At 68.0% G+C, this 17,839-nt stretch carries 15 protein-coding genes; 8 read left to right on the top strand and 7 right to left on the bottom strand.

Annotation, left to right across the window (positions count from 1 at the left end; all coding sequences use genetic code 11):
• Positions 1 to 75: 75 nt before the first annotated feature.
• Positions 76 to 810, bottom strand: a complete 735-nt coding sequence (aat, locus tag AC1DGC_RS14180; protein ID WP_478048175.1) for a leucyl/phenylalanyl-tRNA--protein transferase — start codon at positions 808 to 810, stop codon at positions 76 to 78.
• Positions 807 to 1,937, bottom strand: a complete 1,131-nt coding sequence (locus tag AC1DGC_RS14175; protein WP_478048174.1) for a GNAT family N-acetyltransferase — start codon at positions 1,935 to 1,937, stop codon at positions 807 to 809. The genes aat and AC1DGC_RS14175 overlap by 4 nt, the downstream gene beginning before the upstream one ends.
• Before the next feature lie 796 nt (positions 1,938 to 2,733).
• Between AC1DGC_RS14175 and AC1DGC_RS14170 the strand changes: the two genes are divergently transcribed.
• Positions 2,734 to 3,234: a hypothetical protein gene (locus AC1DGC_RS14170; RefSeq protein ID WP_478048173.1), complete on the top strand. Its 501-nt coding sequence runs from the start codon at positions 2,734 to 2,736 to the stop codon at positions 3,232 to 3,234.
• 188 nt (positions 3,235 to 3,422) lie between these two features.
• On the top strand, positions 3,423 to 3,920 hold the full coding sequence (locus AC1DGC_RS14165) for an N-acetylmuramoyl-L-alanine amidase (protein WP_478048172.1): 498 nt from the start codon (positions 3,423 to 3,425) through the stop codon (positions 3,918 to 3,920).
• Between the two features lie 151 nt (positions 3,921 to 4,071).
• Here AC1DGC_RS14165 and trxB read toward each other — a convergent pair whose 3' ends face one another.
• Positions 4,072 to 5,043, bottom strand: a complete 972-nt coding sequence (gene trxB, locus AC1DGC_RS14160; RefSeq protein WP_259202593.1) for a thioredoxin-disulfide reductase — start codon at positions 5,041 to 5,043, stop codon at positions 4,072 to 4,074.
• 255 nt (positions 5,044 to 5,298) lie between these two features.
• Between trxB and AC1DGC_RS14155 the strand changes: the two genes are divergently transcribed.
• From AC1DGC_RS14155 to AC1DGC_RS14130, 6 genes are all read left to right on the top strand, one after another.
• Positions 5,299 to 7,665, top strand: coding sequence for a DNA translocase FtsK (locus AC1DGC_RS14155; protein ID WP_259202594.1), 2,367 nt, complete (start codon positions 5,299 to 5,301; stop codon positions 7,663 to 7,665).
• Positions 7,666 to 7,730: 65 nt separating this feature from the next.
• Positions 7,731 to 9,659, top strand: a complete 1,929-nt coding sequence (locus AC1DGC_RS14150) for a DUF3857 domain-containing protein (protein WP_478048196.1) — start codon at positions 7,731 to 7,733, stop codon at positions 9,657 to 9,659.
• 116 nt (positions 9,660 to 9,775) lie between these two features.
• On the top strand, positions 9,776 to 10,414 hold the full coding sequence (gene lolA / locus AC1DGC_RS14145; protein ID WP_449335853.1) for an outer membrane lipoprotein periplasmic chaperone LolA: 639 nt from the start codon (positions 9,776 to 9,778) through the stop codon (positions 10,412 to 10,414).
• Positions 10,415 to 10,709: 295 nt separating this feature from the next.
• A complete protein-coding gene (locus tag AC1DGC_RS14140) occupies positions 10,710 to 12,011 on the top strand; it encodes a replication-associated recombination protein A (RefSeq protein ID WP_259202597.1) in 1,302 nt (433 codons plus the stop codon).
• A complete protein-coding gene (gene crcB, locus AC1DGC_RS14135; RefSeq protein ID WP_478048171.1) occupies positions 12,011 to 12,409 on the top strand; it encodes a fluoride efflux transporter CrcB in 399 nt (132 codons plus the stop codon). Before AC1DGC_RS14140 ends, crcB begins: the two co-directional genes overlap by 1 nt.
• A gap of 111 nt (positions 12,410 to 12,520) precedes the next feature.
• Positions 12,521 to 12,793, top strand: coding sequence for a hypothetical protein (locus tag AC1DGC_RS14130; protein WP_478048170.1), 273 nt, complete (start codon positions 12,521 to 12,523; stop codon positions 12,791 to 12,793).
• Here AC1DGC_RS14130 and AC1DGC_RS14125 read toward each other — a convergent pair.
• The 4 genes from AC1DGC_RS14125 to AC1DGC_RS14110 form a co-directional block, all read right to left on the bottom strand.
• A complete protein-coding gene (locus AC1DGC_RS14125) occupies positions 12,786 to 15,029 on the bottom strand; it encodes an ATP-binding protein (protein WP_478048169.1) in 2,244 nt (747 codons plus the stop codon). The two genes, AC1DGC_RS14130 and AC1DGC_RS14125, sit on opposite strands and share 8 nt — an antisense overlap.
• 44 nt (positions 15,030 to 15,073) lie before the next feature.
• Complete coding sequence (locus tag AC1DGC_RS14120; RefSeq protein ID WP_394161894.1) at positions 15,074 to 15,700, bottom strand: response regulator; 627 nt, start codon at positions 15,698 to 15,700, stop codon at positions 15,074 to 15,076.
• 160 nt (positions 15,701 to 15,860) lie between these two features.
• A complete protein-coding gene (locus AC1DGC_RS14115) occupies positions 15,861 to 16,763 on the bottom strand; it encodes a LysR family transcriptional regulator (RefSeq protein ID WP_259202602.1) in 903 nt (300 codons plus the stop codon).
• A 51-nt stretch (positions 16,764 to 16,814) separates the two neighbouring features.
• On the bottom strand, positions 16,815 to 17,801 hold the full coding sequence (locus tag AC1DGC_RS14110; RefSeq protein WP_259202603.1) for a helix-turn-helix transcriptional regulator: 987 nt from the start codon (positions 17,799 to 17,801) through the stop codon (positions 16,815 to 16,817).
• Positions 17,802 to 17,839: the final 38 nt, after the last annotated feature.

The raw sequence follows: 17,839 nt of genomic DNA, 5'->3' as shown, positions 1-17,839 counted from the left end.
CCCGCGTTTGGCGCCGGGCGGTCCCCGGCGCGGCTGGGGCGCCGAGCGTCGACCGGCCTCCGCGATCGCCCGATGTCAGGCCAGCGCTGCCGCGCCGAACGTACCGAAGGCCTGCGTCCAGGACCCGGGCGCTCCACCCGCGCCCACCTGCTCGCGCACAACCTGTAGAAATCGCGCCCGTGGCCAGTGTTCGGCGCCCATGCTCAGCAGGTGATCGTTCTCCACCTGCGCGTCGATCAGTGGCCAGCCCCACTGCCGCAAGCGTTGCGCCAGGCCGGCCAGGGCCACCTTGGAGCCGCCGCTGGCCGCGCTGAACATGCTTTCCCCGAAGAACATCCGGCCGATCGCCACGCCGTAGATGCCGCCCACCAGGCGGTCGGCGCTGAACACCTCCACCGAATGGGCGTAGCCCAGCGCATGCAGGTCGATGTAGGCCGCCTGCATCTGGTCGGTGATCCAGGTGCCGTCCTGCCCGGGGCGCGGGGTGGAGGCACAGGCGGCGATCACTTCGGCAAAACAGGTATCGGCCCGCACCACCCAATCGCTGCCGCGCACGCTGCGGCGAAAGCGCGAGGAGAGGCGCACGCCGTCGGTACGGAACACCATGCGCGGATCGGGTGACCACCACAGCAGTGGCTGGCCCTCGGAAAACCACGGGAAGATCCCGCCCGCGTAGGCATTGAGCAGCCGCACCGGCGACAGGTCGCCGCCGATCGCCAGCAGCCCATCGGGGTCGCGCAGTGCGGTCTCGGCGGGCGGGAAGGGGGCGTCGGCGCGCGCGTCCAGCGCCCAGGGCAAGCGGCGGCTCATGCCGGGTCCGCGGACTTGAAGGGGCTGTGCTCGGCCAGCGCCTGCGCATAGCGCGCCACGTCAGCGCGCTCGCTGGCACACCAGTCCGCCAGCGCCTCGGCGAAGGCCGGCTCCGCCACCCAGTGCCGGCTGCGCACGGCTGTCGGCAGGAAGCCGCGCGCCAGCTTGTGCTCGCCCTGCGCGCCGGGTTCGAAGCGGGTCAGGCCCTCGCGCAGGCAGTACTCGATGCCCTGGTAGTAGCAGGTCTCGAAATGCAGGCCGGGCAGGGTGGCGCCACCCCAATAGCGCCCGTACAGCGTATCCGCACCGCGCAGGCACAACGCCCCGGCAACCGGCACGCCGTCGCTGTGGGCCAGGAAGATGACCAGCTGGCGTGGCATCGCGGCGGCCAGGTGGCGCAGGAACGGCAGGGTCAGCGCCGGGGCATTGCCGTACTCGGCGAAGGTCTGCAGGTAGAAGCCATGCATGGCCAGCAGATCGTCCTCGCTGGCGTCATCGCCGTGCACGATCCGATAGGTGACGCCGCTGCGTGCCAGCTTGGCCCGTTCCTGGCGGATGTTCTTGCGGTGCTTGTGGTCCATCGCGGCCAGGAAATCGCTGAAGTCGCGCCACTCGCCCGGGTTGTGCCACTGGAACTGGATGTCCTCGCGCAGCATCCAGTCCGCCCCGAAGGCCGCATCTTCCTCCGCGCGGTGGAAGTTGACGTGCGCCGATGACCAGCCGATGCGCTGCACTTCCGCGCGCAGGATCTCGGCCAGCGCGGCGCGATCGACATCGTCGCGGGCCAGCAGGCGCGGCCCGGTCACAGGCGAGTAGGGCACCGCACCCAGCCACTTGGGGAAGTAGTCCAGCCCGTGCCGCGCGTACGCATTGGCCCAGGCATGGTCGAACACGAATTCGCCGTGCGAGTTGTCCTTCAGGTAACCCGGTATCGCTGCGACCAGGGCGTCGCCGTCCCATAGGGTGAAGTGCCGCGGGCGCCAGCCCCATTCCGGGCGCAGACAGCCGTGTTGCTCCAGCCCGGCCAGGAAGGCGTGGCGGACGAAGGGATTGCTTCCGTCGTGCAGGGCGTCCCAGTCGGCGGCGGGGATGTCGGAGAGTCGATGGAGGAAGCGTGGATCGGGCATGGGGAGAGGATAGGGCAGGGCGATGGCGAATGGGGGCTGAGGGTGGATCAATGCCTTTGGCGGAACTGATTGAAAGTCTTTTCGGCACCTCGCGACAACTGGGCGGTAGCGCACCCATTGGGATAACAGCGGAAGGCACGGTAAGCATGCGCAAGCCGTATCGAGGGCGCGGGCTCCATTCACACGATTGGGGGAATCAATATGAGGACTTGTACCATCCTGAATCTGACCGTGGTGGCCGCGCTGGTGGCGTGCAGTTGCGTGCCCCCACTACGCATCAGCCCGCGAACGCGTTCCATCGAGTGTCAATGGGAGTGACGCAGCACTGGACCTTCTGCTCACCGGAGAAGCGCAGCGGCTTCTCGATGCAGGCCGCATCAAGCGCTCCCAGGCGGCCAACGTAACTGTCTCGGCTCAGGTGGATATTGAACGGAGAATGCTGGGGATCAACTTCGGGCCAGGCTTTCTCCCCATTGAAGAAGACGGCTCCACAGAGGAGATCGAGCAATTAATGGATAGGCAGCCGCGCCGGAGCTGGCAGCTGCCGTTATTACGGCGAAGGTCTGGGTGAACCTGGGCAGCGGAGAGGTGGCCGTGCTGTCGATATAGATGTGCTGGGCGCAGGGGTCGGTTTAGTGAGTAGGTCTTATCAATTTGGTTCGTTGCATCGATTGGATCAAGGTTCCGCGAGCTCAGCGAAGCGTGCGGAAACGCGCGTTTAGCGTTGACAGGGCGGGGCAATCTGATGACTAGGTGATGCGGCCATGCACGCCCCTTGATCCTACGGAGAACGTCAATGTCACGCCAAGTCACTTCCATTCTACTGCTGGTCGGATTGATTACAGGGGCGAACCTTCTTCTCGCCGCGTCGGTGCGCGGTGCAAGTGCAGAGTCGCTGCAGTTGGAGCGCGACGTCGAGCTCGATACCTTGTTGACGCAGCGCGCTCGATATGCCTTGGAACGGGTGGCGCTGGTAGACGGTCAGTCGCGCCCCCGGCATGTCAATGCCTCGCTGAACATCGCAACCGGGGTTATTACGGTGCGCTTGGACAGGTCATTTCTTCCTGAGGACTACGGCCCTTCATTCGAGGACCAGAGAAGCAACATAAACAACGGCTTGATCTATGAAGCCGAAAAGTTCGCTCCAGTCAGTGCCGTGGAGTACCTGTACGACGGCAAGGATATCTACCGCTACTTTCCCGAGGTCAAGGCTGCCGATGACGCTGCCCGCCTGGAAGGCGAGCGGCGGAACGGTCCGGGCTGGCAGTTGTTGCGGCAGGCCATGGTTATTTCATGAGCTATAGGACTAATACGTGGGTAACCTCCCGCGATGAGCACAACGGTGTAAGCGAGGGGCTGCTGACGCCTTTGTATGCAGGTGAATTGAAGGCTTTGGTGGAGGCTCGTAGTGGTATGGCAGTCACACGGGTACGCGTACAGGAGCCAGGTACGACTCATCCAGAGAGTGGATTCGAGTGGTGGACCATGGCCGCGCGCTATGCAATCGCGCAGCAATACCCCATGGAGACCGGGATATGGAATACATACGCAGGCAGTACGCTATGGGACAGAGAGGAGCGGGAGGACATCAATAGCAGGCCAAAGCTAGCCAACCACGTCGGGGCAGATGTGGTCATACATCTTCACAGCAATGGCGAAGACAGTGGCGTGGTGCGTGGTAGCCGGGTCATAGTCCAGCCGGGCCGGGCTGTTGACGCTGCACTGGGACGTAGTGTGCTGTGCTCAATGAAAGAACTGATAAAAAGTAGGGCCGGCTATGAGACTTTCGTGGTGGCGCCCGCCCCGCATGTTGATAACAAAGGGGAGAATCGAGAGGCGCACATGCCGTCAATAATCGTTGAAACGGCATTTCATACCAATCCTGCTGATGCAGCTGCGCTACTCGATCCAGAATTTCGCGCCGCCTCAGTGAGCATGAAGACATTCCGTCGTTCCAGGGCCATATTCCCGGGAGGGCGGTGAAGCTGCGGACAAAAATGAAGCTGGGTCACGCCGCTATGCGTCGCAGCTGCCAGGCTTCAGCTGCCATGGCGCCACATAGCCCGCACCCCTAACAAAAAGACCGGCGCACTGCGCCGGCCTTCCGTTGCTGCTGCGCCGGTGCTGCCCGGCCTCAGCCCAGCTCGCCCTTCGCATCCAGGTAGCGCTCGGCGTCCAGCGCGGCCATGCAGCCGAAGCCGGCCGAGGTGATGGCCTGGCGGTAGTGCTGGTCGGCCACGTCGCCGGCGGCGAACACGCCCTCGACCGAGGTCTGGGTGGCGTTGCCGCCCAGGCCCGAACGGATGTCCAGGTAGCCGTTGTTCATGGTCAACTGGCCCTCGAACAGACTGGTGTTGGGGTGGTGGCCGATGGCCACGAAGAAGCCGTGGGCCTCGATGTCGCGGGTGCTGCCGTCCAGGGTCGACTTGACCCGCACGCCGGTCACGCCGGCATCGTTGCCCAGCACTTCGTCCACCTGGTGGTGCCACACGGTCTCGATCTTGCCGGCGGCGACCTTGGCGAACAGCTTGTCCTGCATGATCTTCTCCGCCTTGAGGGTGTCGCGGCGGTGGACCAGGTAGACCTTGCGGGCGATGTTGGACAGGTACAGCGCTTCTTCGACGGCGGTGTTGCCGCCGCCGACCACGACCACGTCCTGGTCACGGTAGAAGAAGCCGTCGCAGGTGGCGCAGGCCGACACGCCGCGGCCCTTGAACGCCTCTTCCGATTCGATGCCCAGGTACTTGGCGGTGGCGCCGGTGGCGATGATCAGGGCGTCGCAGGTGTACTCGGCGCTGTCGCCGATCAGCTTGAACGGGCGCTGGGACAGGTCGGCGGTGTGGATGTGGTCGAAGATGACCTCGGTCTCGAAGCGCTCGGCATGGGCCTGCATGCGCGTCATCAGGTCCGGGCCCATCAGGCCATGCGCATCGCCCGGCCAGTTGTCCACTTCGGTGGTGGTCATCAGCTGGCCGCCCTGCTGCAGCCCGGTGATCACCACCGGCTTGAGGTTGGCGCGCGCGGCATAGACGGCGGCGGTCCAGCCGGCCGGGCCGGAGCCGAGGATGACGAGCTTCTGGTGGCGGGAGGGCAGGGAATGGCTCATGTAGACTCGCGTAAGAGGGGTGGGGCGGGGCGCCGGCGGTGATTGCGTGGCGTCCAAGACAGGTCATAGAGTGGCGGCAGGGGCGGGGCGATTCAAGGCGGCCGGTGGAACGGGGCGGTCCGCAAGGGCCATGACCGGGCCCCGCGCCATCGATTTGACGGCGGCAACTGAATTGTCCAGCTGTCGGCACTGAAAAGCGCGGCCCAGTCGTTTATTATCAAGCACTAACAGTGCATTCCCAAGGTGTGGTCTAAGGTGGCGAAGCAGCTCCCGGAACGATCCAAGTCTCCCGACAGCAAACCGTCGCGCAAGGCTGCGGCGGCGCCTGCGCCTGCCGACAATTCGGGCCGTCAGCGACTGTGGCGCGACCTCGGCCTGATCGCGATCGCCCCGGCGTTGCTGTATCTGGTGGCCAGTCTGTTCACCTATTCGGCGTCCGATCCGGGCTGGTCGCATACCGGCAGCGTGGTCGCGCCCATCCACAACATGGGCGGCCGTGTCGGCGCCTGGATCGCCGACGTGCTGTTGCAGCTGTTCGGCTACATCGCCTTCGTGCTGCCGATCGTGCTCGGCGCGCTGGCCTGGATCGCCATGTTCGGGCTCAAGCGCGAGAGCAAGGGCGGGCATGACCTCGACCCCGCGCTGCGCCTGGTCGGCCTGGTCGGCTTCCTCATCGCCGGCACCGGCTTCCTGCACGTGCGCCTGTTCACCGGTGACGTCGCCCATGCCGGCGGCATCCTCGGCCGGCTGGTCGGCAATTCCCTGAGTGCCGGCTTCGGCGCGTTGGGCGCCAACCTGTTCGTGCTGGTGCTGCTGCTGGCCTCGATCACCCTGGCCACCGGCATCTCCTGGTTCGTGGTGATGGAGAAGATCGGCCGCTGGGTGCTGGCGCTGCCGCCGCTGTTCAACAAGAAAAAGGAACAGGCCACCGAATGGCAGCAGACCCGCGCCCTGCGCGAGGAGCGTCAGGAAGTGCGCAAGGTCGATGCCGAGGTCCGCGCCAAGCGCGAGCCGGTCAAGATCGAGCCGCGCCCGGAGCCGGTGCTGGAGAAGAGCGACCGGGCCAAGCGCGAGACCCAGATTCCGATGTTCCGCGGGGTCAACGGTGACGGCTCGGACCTGCCGCCGCTGGCGCTGCTGGACGATCCCAAGCCGCAGCCCAAGGGCTACGACGAAGACACGCTGGAAACGCTGTCGCGGCAGATCGAGTTCAAGCTCAAGGACTTCCGTATCGAGGCCCAGGTGGTCGGTGCCTATCCGGGCCCGGTGATCACCCGCTTCGAGATCGAGCCGGCGCCGGGCATCAAGGTCAGCCAGATCAGCTCGCTGGACAAGGACATCGCCCGCGGCCTGTCGGTCAAGTCGGTGCGCGTGGTCGACGTGATCCCGGGCAAGTCGGTGGTGGGCCTGGAAATCCCCAACGTCACCCGCGAAATGATCTACCTGTCCGAACTGCTGCGCTCCAAGGAGTACGACAAGTCGGCCAGCCCGCTGACCCTGGCGCTGGGCAAGGACATCGCCGGCCGTCCGACCGTGGCCGACCTGGCGCGCATGCCGCACCTGCTGGTGGCCGGCACCACCGGTTCGGGCAAGTCGGTGGCGGTCAACGCCATGGTGCTCAGCCTGCTCTACAAGGCCTCGCCGAAAGACCTGCGGATGCTGATGATCGACCCGAAGATGCTCGAACTGAGCGTCTACCAGGGCATCCCGCACCTGTTGGCACCGGTGGTGACCGACATGAAGGAGGCCGCCAACGGCCTGCGCTGGTGCGTGGCCGAAATGGAGCGCCGCTACAAGCTGATGAGCGCGGTGGGCGTGCGCAACCTGGCCGGCTTCAACAAGAAGGTCAAGGATGCCGAGGACGCCGGCCAGCCGATGATGGACCCGCTGTTCAAGCCGAACCCGGAGCTGGGCGAAGCCCCGCGTCCGCTGGAGACGCTGCCGTTCATTGTGATCTTCATCGACGAATTCGCCGACATGATGATGATCGTCGGCAAGAAGGTCGAAGAACTCATCGCGCGCCTGGCGCAGAAGGCGCGTGCGGCCGGCATCCACCTGATCCTGGCCACGCAGCGCCCGTCGGTGGATGTGATCACCGGCCTGATCAAGGCCAACATCCCCACCCGCATCGGCTTCCAGGTCAGTTCCAAGATCGATTCGCGCACCATCCTGGACCAGTCCGGTGCGGAGACCCTGCTGGGTCACGGCGACATGCTGTACCTGCCGCCGGGTACCGCGCTGCCGGACCGCGTGCACGGTGCGTTCGTGTCCGACGAGGAAGTGCATCGCGTGGTCGAGCACCTCAAGGCCAGTGGTCCGGCCGATTACATCAGCGGCGTCCTCGACGAGGTGCAGATGATGGGCGACGGCGTGGTGGTGGGTGCCGGTGGCCTGCCCGAGGCGAGCAGCAGCAGCGGTGACGAGTCCGACCCGCTGTACGACGAGGCCCTGCGCATCGTCACCGAGACCCGCCGCGCCTCGATCTCCGGCGTGCAGCGCCGGCTGAAGATCGGCTACAACCGTGCCGCGCGCCTGATCGAGGCGATGGAAATGGCCGGGGTGGTCAGTCCGCCCGAACACAACGGCGACCGCAGCGTGCTGGCGCCGCCGCCGCCGAAGTAACGCCGCGCCGCCAGGCCATGGGCATCGCCCCGTACAAGGAACCTGCAATGAAGCCGATGGTCTGGATGCTGTGGGGCGTACTGGGGGTTGCCCCGGTCGTGGCGCATGCCGATGCGACGCCCGCGGCGGCGGCGCCGGCGACGCCCGGCCCATCGGCCGCCAGCGACGCGCAGGCCAGCAACAATTTCAGTTTCGTGCGCTACCGCGCGGACTATGCCGTGCGCGCCGATGCCGGCAACACCCAGACCGAAGAGTACGAAATCCTGCTCAAGACCAAGGCTGCGGTCGAGCAGTTCAGCCAGGTGCGGCTGAGCTATAGCGAGAAGATGGAAACGCTGGAGGTCCTGGCCGCCTACACGCTGACCGCCGACGGCCAGCGCCGCGACGTGCCGGCCGACCGCATCTACACCCAGGAAAGCTACTCCAGCGCGTCGGCGGCGATGTACGCCGACCGCAAGGTGAGGGTAGTGGTGTTTCCCAACCTGGCGCCGGGCACGCGCGTGGTCTACACCACCCGTCGCACGCAGAACACGCCGTATTTCCCGGGCTACTTCGGCCTGTGGGAAACCTTCAGCGTGTTCACCCAGTACGACGACGCGCGCGTGACCCTGACCGCACCGGCCAGTTTGCCGATGTTCGTGCAGCAACGCGGGGTGCAGGGCAGCGACCGGCCGACGATCCGTGACGGCCAGGCCAGTTGGGCCTGGCGCTACCAGCGCGGCACCCCGATGCAGTCGCAGAACTGGTCGGCCGCGCCCTGGGAATTCAGCCCGACGATCATGGCCAGCACCTACCGCGACTGGTCGCAGGTGGCGCGCGCGTACCAGCTCAAGGGTGGGCAGGCCGCGCAGGTGACACCCGGCATCCAGGCGCTGGCCGACCAGTTGACCGCCGGCATCGACGACCGCCGCGAGCAGGCGGCGGTGCTGTATCGCTGGGTGGCGCAGAACATCCGCTATGTGGCGGTGTACCTGGGCAATGGCGGGCTGGAGCCGAATCCGGCACAGAGCATCCTCGACAACCATTACGGCGACTGCAAGGACCACGTGGTGATCCTGGAGGCGCTGCTGGCCGCGCGCGGCATCCAGAGCAGCGCGGTGCTGATCGGCGCGGGTGGCGGGCCGAGCCTGCCGGCGATTCCGCTGCTGGGCCGCTTCAACCACGCCATCACCTACATCCCCGAGTTCGACCTGTTCCTGGACTCGACCAGCCCCTATGCGCGCTTCGGCCAGTTGCCCGACGCTGACCTCGGCGCGCCGGTGCTGCTGACCCGCACGGCCACGCTGTCGCGCACGCCCGACAACGACGCCACGCGCAATGGCAATGGCCTGCAGGTCGATTTCCGCTTCGATGCGCTCGGCAACCTGACCGGGCAGACCGTGCAGCAGCCCAGCGGGGTCACCGAGATCGGCATGCGGGGCTCGTTTGCCCGGCTCAACGCGCAGAACCGCGCGCGGGTGGAGGAGTCGATCATGGCGTCCTCCGGCTTCGACGGAACCGGCGCGCTCACCCTGCTTGGAGACCCGCAGGACCTGGCGCAGCCGTTCAACTATCGCTACGACTTCCACGCCAGCGATTACGTGGACTTTGGCGTGGTGGGCGGCATGCCGCTGCCGGACGCGCCCGGTGCCGAGTCGGTGCGTGGCATCTACGCGACCACCTCGGCGCCGCAGAACGACGCGCCGTTCTACTGCACCGACAGCCTGCGCGAGGAGACCTATCGCCTGCAGTTCCCGGCCGGGGTGCCGATCGTGGCGATTCCGCGCGGCCAGCAGTTCAGCAACGCCGCCGGTGAGTACACCCTGGACTGGAGCCGCCAGGGCCAGACCATCATCGCCCACCATCGCCTGCACCAACGCGCGGTGCGCGGCGCGCAGGCGTTGTGCCAACCGCAGGATTACCCGGCGTTCCGCGCGCTGTACCAGCAGGTGCGGCGTGGTTTCCGCGGCCAGGTGGTGTACGGCGACCTGAAGACCGTCCAGGCCAACCCCTGAGGGGTCGCCGCGGGCGTAGCGTGCCCGTGCCACCCCGTGCGGACTGCCCCTGATCGCCCATTCAGGTTTAAATGGGCACACTGCCGCCATCCTTCCCATTTTGTCTGGATACGCCCATGCACACCCCTTTCCGCCGCTATCTGGTTGCCGCCACCCTGGTCGTGGCCAGTGTCGGGTCGGCCTCGGCCTGGGCCGGCGCCCGCGATGAACTCAACCGCTTCACCCAGGGCCTGAAGGGGCTCGATGGGCAGTTCAGCCAGCAGGTGTTCGACAGCAAGGGCAAGGTCAAGGAGAACACCAGCGGCCGCGTCTCGCTGTCGGCGCCGCGCCTGTTCCGCTGGGAATACATCAAGCCGCACGAGCAGCTGATCGTCGCCGATGGCAAGAAGGTCTGGGTGTATGAGAAGGATCTGGAGCAGGCCACCGTGCGCCCGCAGGGCGCCGAGGAACAGAACAGCCCGCTGACCGCGCTGATCAATCCGGCATTGCTGGACAAGCAGTACGACGTGAGCGAAGAAGCGGCGGCCCGCGATGGCCTGCAGTGGTTGTCGCTGAGCCCCAAGCGCGAGACCGACACCGCCTTCCAGTACGCCGCGCTGGGCTTCAATGCGCAGGGCCTGGCGCGGATGGAAGTGGTGGACGCGGTGGGTCAGCGCACGGTGATCAACTTCACCGGCTGGAAGCGCAACCCGGGCTTTGCCGCCGGCACCTTCAGCTTCGCACCGCCCAAGGGCACCGACGTCATCGGCGAGTAAGCCGGGACGGGCGAGCGTAGCCCCGGGCCAGTGAGACGGGAGGGGGGGTAGAGCCAGGCCATGCCTGGCCGGGGCCTTCCTGATACCCCGTGCGCCGCACGCAGAGCAGCCACCCATGGGGTGGCTCTACCGGCATGCGAAATGCGTCCTCCGCACGGAGAGCAGCCACCCATGGGGTGGCTCTACCGGTGCCGATCCGACGTGGGTTCACGCGCGCTCGCGATAGAATACGCGGGTGGCCAGAAACCGAACGACATTCAACGGCCCCGATCTCCTGACCGTGGATCGGGACAACATGCGTCCGCTCGCCGAGCGGATGCGACCGCAGACCCTGGACGAGATGGTGGGGCAGAAACGCCTGCTCGCCCCGGGCAGCGCGCTGCGCCGCGCGGTCGAATCCGGGCATGTGCACTCGATGATCCTGTGGGGGCCGCCGGGCTGTGGCAAGACCACGCTGGCGCTGCTGCTGGCGCACTACGCCGATGCGGAATTCCGCGCGATCTCCGCGGTGCTGTCCGGTCTGCCGGAGGTGCGCCAGGTGCTGGCCGAGGCGGCCCAGCGCTTCGCCGACGGCCGCCGCACCGTGCTGTTCGTCGATGAGGTGCACCGGTTCAACAAGGCGCAGCAGGATGCGTTCCTGCCGCATATCGAACGCGGCACCATCGTGTTCGTGGGCGCCACCACCGAAAACCCCTCGTTCGAACTGAACTCGGCGCTGTTGTCGCGCTGCCGCGTGCATGTGCTCGAATCGGTGTCGCCGGCCGACATCGTGGAGGCGCTGGAGCGCGCGCTGCAGGACGGCGAACGCGGCCTGGGCAGCGAAGCCCTGCAGGTTGCCCCCGAATCGCTGCTGGAAATCGCCACCGCCGCCGACGGCGACGTGCGCCGCGCCCTGACCCTGCTGGAGATCGCCGCCGAACTGGCGGGCGGGGATGGGGGGCGGATCAGTCCGGAGATGCTGCTGCAGGTGCTGGCCGACCGCACCCGGCGCTTCGACAAGGGCGGCGAGCAGTTCTACGACCAGATTTCGGCGCTGCACAAGTCGGTGCGCAGCTCCAACCCGGATGCCGCGCTGTATTGGCTGACCCGCATGCTTGATGGCGGTTGCGATCCGTCCTACCTGGCGCGACGGCTCACCCGCATGGCGATCGAAGACATCGGGCTGGCCGATCCGCGCGCGCAGTCGATGGCGCTGGAAGCCTGGGACATCTACGAGCGTCTCGGCAGCCCGGAAGGCGAGCTCGCGTTCGCGCAGTTGGTGCTGTACCTGGCCAGTACCGCCAAATCGAATGCCGGCTACGCCGCGTTCAACAAAGCCAGGCAGGAAGTGCGCGAGACCGGCACGCAGGAGGTGCCGCTGCACCTGCGCAACGCGCCGACCAAGCTGATGAAGGAGCTGGGGTACGGCAAGACCTACCAGTACGACCACGATGCCGACGGCGGCATCGCGCTGGACCAGACCGGCTTCCCCGATGCGATGGGCGAGCGCGTGTATTACGAGCCGGTACCGCGTGGGCTGGAGATCAAGCTGAAGGAAAAGCTGGATCGGCTGCGCGCGGCGCGTGAGCAGGCGCGGGCCGAAAAGGGTGGGCAGTGATGGGCGGCTTCAGTGTGTGGTGGCAACAGCTGGGCCTGGTCATGGCCGGTGGCGCGCTGGGCGCGGCGCTGCGCTTCATGGTGGGCGATGCGATGCTGCGCCAGTTCGGCACCGGCTTTCCGTGGGGCACCTTGACGGTGAACCTGGTCGGCGCCTTCGCCGCCGGGTACGTGATGGTCTGGCTGCAGAGCCGCGGCAGCGTCGCACTGTATTGGCGCGCCTTCCTCATCGTGGGGATCATCGGCGGGCTCACCACGTTCTCTTCGATGATGCTGGAGACGCTGGTGTTCGCGCGTGCCGAGCGCGGCCTGATGATGCCGCTGTACCTGGGCATCAGCCTGGTGGGCGGGATGGCGCTGGTATGGGCCGGCGCACGGGTGGCCGAGGGCTGGCGCTGAGCCGGCGTCGGCGCCGCTACCGCAACGGGATGCAGAAAAAGCGCTGAAAACGCTGGATTAAAGTGATGTCTCACGATATCGTGCGCGCCCCCGTTCGCATCCTCGTCCGTCATGCGCGATGAACAAGACCCCGGCACCCTGGAGCTGACGCTGCCGCGCAAGCGCGGTCGTCCGCCCACGTTCGGCTACGCCATGACCGACGCGCAGCGTGCGGCCCGCTACCGTGCGCGCCGCGCCGGGCAAGCCGGGCATGCCGATGTGCGCACCTGCAGCGACATGGTGCTGCTGGACAAGATCCGCGCGGCGATCAGCAGCAAGGACCCGGAGTTGACCGGCTTCCTGGTGCACGTGCTGTGGGAGCGCTACCCGCTGCAGCTCAAGTAGTCCCTGCTTCGATCTGCGGCACGGCGTCCTGCAGGTAGGCCAGCAGGCGGTCGGCCTCGGCCCAGCTGGCCGCCGACGCCAGGCCCAGCTCCTGCAGGTCGGCAGCAGTGTCGGCCAGGTCCTCCTGGCCCAGCATGCGCAAGGCGCCGGCCATGCGATGGGCATGGTGGCGGATGAGCCCGGCCTGCCGATGGGCGCATGCCCGCTGCATCGCCGACAACTCGTCGGCGAGCGACTGCAGCAACGGGGGAAACAACGGATCGCTGCGGGCCATCGCAGGCGCGGCGATGGCGGCGTCGGGATGGTCCAGCCCCAAGGCGGCGAGCAGCTGCCGCTCATCCAATGGCTTGCACAACACCGCGTCCATGCCGCTGGCGTGGCAGCGCTGCACATGGGTAGGGGCGGTGGCCGCCGACAAGGCCACCAGCAGTGCGGGCGGCTGCGCTTGTGCGGCTTCCAGTCGGCGCAGCGCCTGTGCCAGCTCGTAGCCACTCACCTGCGGCAGGCTGCAGTCGATCAACACCAGCCGTGCCGGTGCGGCGGCCTGGCGCTGCAGGGCGCCGGCCGCATCGCGACAGGCGTGCACGGCAGCGCCGAGCGCTTCCAGCCGACGTGCCACGAAAGCGCGGTTCAGCGCATGGTCTTCCACCAGCAGTACCGCGTAGCCCGCCAGCGGGCGGGGCGCCGGCGGGGTGGTCGCAGGCTCGCTCACCACCGGCAGGGTGACCTCGAAGCGGCTGCCACGGCCCGGTGCGCTGCACAGGTGGATGCGGCCGTGCAGGGCCTGCACCAGGTCGTGGCAGATCGACAGGCCCAGGCCGGCGCCGCCGAGGACCTGGGACTGGGTGTCGTGGGCCTGCGCGAACGGCTTGAACACACCGGCCTGGCGCTCGAGGGGAATGCCGATGCCGGTATCGCTGACCGTCAGGCACAGCTGCTCGCCGTGCGCCTGCGGGTGCAGCGATACGGTCACATCGATGCGCCCGCTGGCGGTGAACTTGAGCGCGTTGCCCAGCAGGTTGTTGAGGATCTGGCGCAGGGCGGCGGCATCGGTACGCAGCCTGGGCAGCGGCGCGGGTGGCGCTTGCAGGCAGAGCACCAGGCCTTTGGCGTGGGCCGCCGGGTGCAGTGCGGCGATGCACTCCTGCGCCAGGTCCGCCACGTCGTGCCAGTCCAGGACCGGCTGGAAGTGGCCGGCGGCCATGCGCGAGTAATCCAGCGCATGCCCCAGCAGCTGGCGCAGGCCGACGCCGGCGGCGCGCGCGGCGTCCACCAGTTGGCGCTGGCCCTGGTCCAGGTGCGATTGCCCGAGCAGGTCCACCGAGGCGACCAGCGCCTGGGCGGCGTTGCGCACCTCGTGGCTCATCACCCCGATGAAGCGCGCCTGGCGCTGCTCGCTGCGTTGGGCCGCCCGGTGGGCGCGTGCCAGCCAGGCGCCAAGCACCAGCAGTGCCGCCAACGCCGCGCACGCGGCCGCCAATTCCCAGCGGAAGTGACGCATGAGTGCGGCGGGCGAGGGCGGGTCGAATGGACGGTGGGCGGCCACCTCCGTGAGCACCTGGGCGTGTTGCCGAGGGGTGATCGCCCGCATCGCCGTGTCGATGTCGTGCAGCAGGCCCTGGTCGGCCGCACGGGCGACCAGGAAGACATCGGCGGGCAGGTCGGCCGGCGCGCTCTGCAGCTGCAGGCTGTCGGCGAAGTCACGCCGGACCAGCGGTCGAATCAGCACGTCCAGGCCCAGTGCCGCGTCGGCGATGCCGGCCTCGACCGCGGCCAGCGCGCCCGGCAGGTCGGGGGCGGGCACTACCTGCAGGTGCGGGTAATGCCGGCGCAACCAGCTGGGATAGCGGCTGCCCCGGACCACGGCAATCCGGTGCGGGCGCGTGTCGGTGAGTGACAGCCTGGCGCGGTTGGCGTGCCGGCTGGCAAGCAGGGTCTCGCCGCGGTAGTACGCCACCGACGATGCCAGTGCGCACGGCGCCTCTTCCAGGGGGCCAAGCATGAGCATGAGGTCGGCGCGCCGGTCGCATACCGCGCGCAGCGCCGCCTGGTGCGAGGGCACTTCGTGCGCGTCGAAACGCACGCCGCTGTGGGTGCCGATCAGGGCGGCATAGCCGTGCGCCAGGCTGGCCTGGCGCGACGGCAGCGCGCTGGTGGCGAGTGCCCGGTGCTGGCCCGGGTCCAGGGCGACGTGCACGGTGCGGGCGGCGGCCACGGCGTCCGCAGGCGTGGACACGACCGTCGCCAGTGCTGCCGCCAATGCGCGGCCCCGGGCCCGGCTCATAGCGGCGCCAGTTGGTGGCGCAGCATGTACAGCTCGCCGTCGCTGCGCAGGCCAAGTTTGCGGAAGGCGGTGTGCTTCTGCGTGCTGACCGTCTTGATGCTGCGGTGCCGGTGGTGGGCGATCTCGGTGACGCTCATTCCGGCCAGGCACAACCGCAGGACTTCGCGCTCGCTGCGGGACAGCGCCAAGGCATCCATGTCGCTGGCAAAGCCGTCCGGCAGCCGGCACAGCCCGGCCGCGACATGCACGACGGCAACGGCCAGCGCATCCAGGCGCTCGGTCTTGCTGACCACGCCGCTGGCGCCCGCATCCATCAGGCGCGACAGCAGCACCTGGCTGCAGTGCGCGGTGAACAGCAGCAGGCGGACCCAGGGAAACTGCGTGCGCAGCAGCGGCAGCAGCTCCAGGCCGGGCAGGTCGTCGATGGACAGCGCGTAATCGACGACGGCCACATCCACGTGCGTGGATGACAGTGTGTCGAACAGTTCGCGGCTGTGGGCATGGCTGCCGACCACGTCGAAGCGCGGATCGCAGGACAGGTGGACGAAGCTGCCGTGCCGGACAACATCGTGGTCGTCGAGCAGCGCGATCTTCAGGGTGCAGGGGGTGGCCTGTCCGCTCATGGGATCTGTTTGCTGTTGGACAAAGGGGGCTGCGCGATAGGAAGTGTTGGGAGATTCTCCCCGGTTGGATGTGCAGCAATGTCGCTTACACCCGAATTTACGACGATTCCTAGCAGTGGTACGCGAGCCTCGTCACTATACGGGCCGTTGGCACGCGGCGTCAGCGGTGCTCGCGATCGAGCAGTCGGGCGAAACGGCCGGCCAGCTCGCGCACCAGGGGGTCGGCACCGGGGCGATGCAGCAGGGCGATCTCCATGCCGTCCATCGGCGGCAGGCCGTGCCGGCGATTCAGTGCGCGATGCTCGCGTGTCATGGCGCGGGCCGGCAGCAGGCTGATGCCCATGCCGTCGGCGACCGCGCCCTGGATGCCGCTCAGGCTGGAGCTGGTGAAGCTGATCCGCCAGCGCCGGCCCATGGCTTCGACCGCGGCGATCAGGTCGTCCCGATACAGGCCGCGCAGCGGGAAGGTCACCAGCGGGATCGGGTCCAGTGCGATGCACGGGGTGCGGGCGCTGTCCACCCAGCGCATCGGCTCGGGCCAGCAGGCGGTGGCTTCGCGGCTGTTGCGGCGTTGCTTGATCAGGACCAGGTCCAGTTCGCCGTGGTCGTAGCCGTTGGCCAGGTCGCGGCTCAGCCCGCTGGTGACCTCCAGCTTCACCTGCGGGTGGCGGCGGTTGAAGCGGCCCAGCAACTGGGTGGTGCGCGCGTTGACGAAATCCTCCGGCACGCCCAGCCGCACCGTCACCGCCACCGTGGCGCCGGCCAGTGCCTGCAGCATCTGTTCGTTCAACGCCAGCATCTGCCGGGCGTGGCCGAGCAGGGTCTGCCCGGCGTCGGTGGGGTGCACATCGCGATTGCCGCGCACCAGCAGCGGGTGCCCGGCCATGTCTTCCAGGCGACGGATCTTCTGGCTGATCGTGGACTGGGTGGAATGCAGGCGCGCGGCAGCCGTGGTGAAGCTGCCACAGTCGGCGACCGTCACGATCGCGCGCAGCAGGTCGAGGTCGAACAGGCTGCGATTGGGTTTTTCACTGGCGGCCACGCTGCCATCCACGTTCGGCATGGGGTTGAAGTCTTGCACGCGGCTAGGGGACCGGCAAACCGCCGCGCCCGGTCACGTCCCGGGCGCAGGCGCAGGTGTGGCGCGGGCCAGCCCACGTGCAACCCGCTCGCCGGCGTCACGCAGCTTCTGCTGCAGGGCGGGTGGGCCGAGGACCTCGAATTCCAGCTCCATCGCCATCAGCCAGTACACGAGTGAGCCGAGCGCGCCGGCGCCGCAGACCAGCAGGCAGCGTTCCGCGTCCACCGCCTCCAGTGCCCCGGCCGAGGCCGGGATCTGGCGCTGCATGCTGGCCAGCGGTGCATGCAGGATCACCCGGGCCTGTTCGCTGTACTGGCCGAGCGCCAGCGAGCGCGCGACCCACTCGCGCAGGTCGCCGTTGCCCGGCGGCGGGCGCGGGCTGAAGTGGGCGCCTACCACCGGCGCGGCCACGATGCGGTCGATGCGGAAGGTGCGCCAATCGCTGCGCGCGGTGCACCAGGCGACCAGGTACCAGCGCCGGTCGGCATGCACCACGCCCTGTGGCTCGAGCCGGCGATGGCTGGGTTGGTTGTGTCGGTCGGCATAGTGGACGTCCAGCTGCAGCTGGTCGCGGCATGCGCCGGCCAGGGTGGCCAGCAGGCCGGCGTCGACTACCGGCCCCGACTGGTCCAGCGGCAGGATGGTCGAGCGCAGTGCGTCCAGGCGCTTGCGCAGGCGCGGCGGCATCACCTGTTCCAGCTTGACCAGTGCGGTGATCGCGGTCTGCTCGATGCCGCTGACGGTGCCGGTCACGGCGGTGCGCAAGGCGATGGCCGCCGCCAGGGCTTCCTCGTCATCGAGCAGCAACGGCGGCAGTGCACGTCCGGCGCGGAACGCATAGCCGCCGGCGACGCCGCTGCTGGCCTGGATCGGGTAGCCCAGCTGGCGCAGGCGATCGATGTCGCGGCGCAGGGTGCGCGGGTGCACCTGCAGTCGCTCGGCCAGGTCATTGCCACCCCAGTGCGGCCGCGATTGCAGCAGGGACAGCAGGCCGAGCAGGCGGGTGGAGGCGGTCAGCATGGGCCCAGTGTGGCGGTTGATCGAGGACGGAACCTGTC

It is taken from the genome of Stenotrophomonas sp. 05N37 (assembly GCF_056397365.1).
Note: the sequence above shows the minus strand (reverse complement) of the source record. Positions and strands in the feature narration are given on the sequence as shown.